Origin of the sequence: Streptomyces sp. NPDC059895 (genome assembly GCF_042731035.1) — a bacterium.
In the GTDB taxonomy this organism is placed as follows: Bacteria; Actinomycetota; Actinomycetes; order Streptomycetales; family Streptomycetaceae; genus Streptomyces.
The window spans coordinates 1-1,540 of the sequence record NZ_JBHWKO010000132.1; the positions used below are offsets into that span (position 1 = coordinate 1).

The window sequence follows — 1,540 nt, forward strand, 5'->3', positions numbered from 1 at the left end:
GCAATGCCGCTCGGTTAGCCGTCTGGAGTGGTTGGCAAGGGGTTGATCGCGATCCGGACGGTGGTCTTGTGCGTTCGGTGGTCGACGGCGCGGCCGACGGCGCGGTATTTGGAGCTGATCGCTCGTTTCTTCACGCGGGGCCGGGTTCGGTGGCGGCGGGCGGGGAGGAGGTCGTCGAGGACCGCGGCGCCGATCCGGCCGACGAGGTCCACCTGCGCGTGGGGGAGGATGCAGGCTGCGCGGACGATCTGGTCGCGCGCTGTGTGGAGTGCGACGGTGAACGCCGCGCGGTCGGGGTCGATGTCGGGCCGGTGCAGGACGGCGTCGCTCATCGCGGTGCGTAACACCTGGTAGGCGACCAGGAGTGCCCAGGTCTCCTGGACAACGGCTGCCGGGTGTCGTCCGCGCAGGACTCTCCCGCCGAGGACGGTCGATTTCAGTTCGCGGTAGCCGGTCTCGATCTCCCAGCGCTCGTGGTAGAGCCTCACCAGAGAGGTTGCGGGTGCCTCATCGGGGTGGAGCAGGCTGGTGACGAGCCGGTAGGCGTTGCGGGTTGGCGGGCGCTCACCGGCGCCGTCGGCAGGAGCGAGAGTGACGGTGGCCTCGATGACGCGGACGGTGACCTCGCCGATGCGGGAGAGGAACGTGCCGTCCGGCAGCCGCTGCACGACCGGCAGCTTGAGTGCTGTGCTGTGGGTCTTGGCGCGTATGAGGAAGTCGGCGCCCGTGGACGCGACGGCTTCCACGAAGGTGGTGGCCGAGAAGTTCCGGTCGCCCAGCAGCATCATCCCGGGCCGCAGTGCCCCGGTCCTGCCCGCGGTGGTGACCAGGGTGTCGGCGTAGGTCAGCTCCCCCGTGAGGTCGGTGCCGAAGACCGCGTCGAGGAGTGTCCTGGTCCCGCAGGCTGTCACTGCGACCAGACGCAGCATGGGGTAGCCGGCCGGCCCGTTCGGCCCGGCTTTCGCCTTGGGGAACACCGACAGGTTCGCCGGTGTGTCCGGCAGCGCGATCTGGGTGCCGTCGATCGCGACCACCAGTCTGCCCGCGAACCGTGCCGCCTGCGTCGCGGTCACTGCGGCAGGCCCCTTGACCAGGTCGAACAGTGCTTTCAACGGGCTGGGGCCGACCCGTCGCATCGCCTGAGTGATGGACGAGGACGCAGGTGTGGGCAGCCGCACGGGCAGCGAGGAGGTCAGCCGGGACCAGACCTGCTTCCAGCCCAGCCCGGTGAACAGCGCGCCGGCGAGGAGGAGGTAGACCACCACCCGGGACGGCAAACGCCGCACCCGATGCTGCAGACCACCCGCCGATGCGAGTGCCTGATCGACGAGTTCGAACGGAACGACCTGGGTCAACTCGCCCAGGTGCCCGGCGGCCAACGCGCCGGGAGCATGCGTAATGACAGAATCGGACACTGCAGCCCTTGTGGAGGAACACGAGTCTTGGCGGACCCGAGAACCACTACAAGGGCTGCACCCGCATCACCAATCGAAACGCCGAGCATCGCGCCGACAGCGGAACCCCTAACCGAGCGGCATTG

The 1,540-nt window shown here is 69.0% G+C and carries 1 protein-coding gene; it reads right to left on the reverse strand.

The features are described 5' to 3' along the window. Positions 1-14: 14 nt before the first annotated feature. Positions 15-1,415, reverse strand: coding sequence for an IS4 family transposase (locus ACFV9M_RS42010; protein ID WP_385079916.1), 1,401 nt, complete (start codon positions 1,413-1,415; stop codon positions 15-17). Positions 1,416-1,540: the final 125 nt, after the last annotated feature.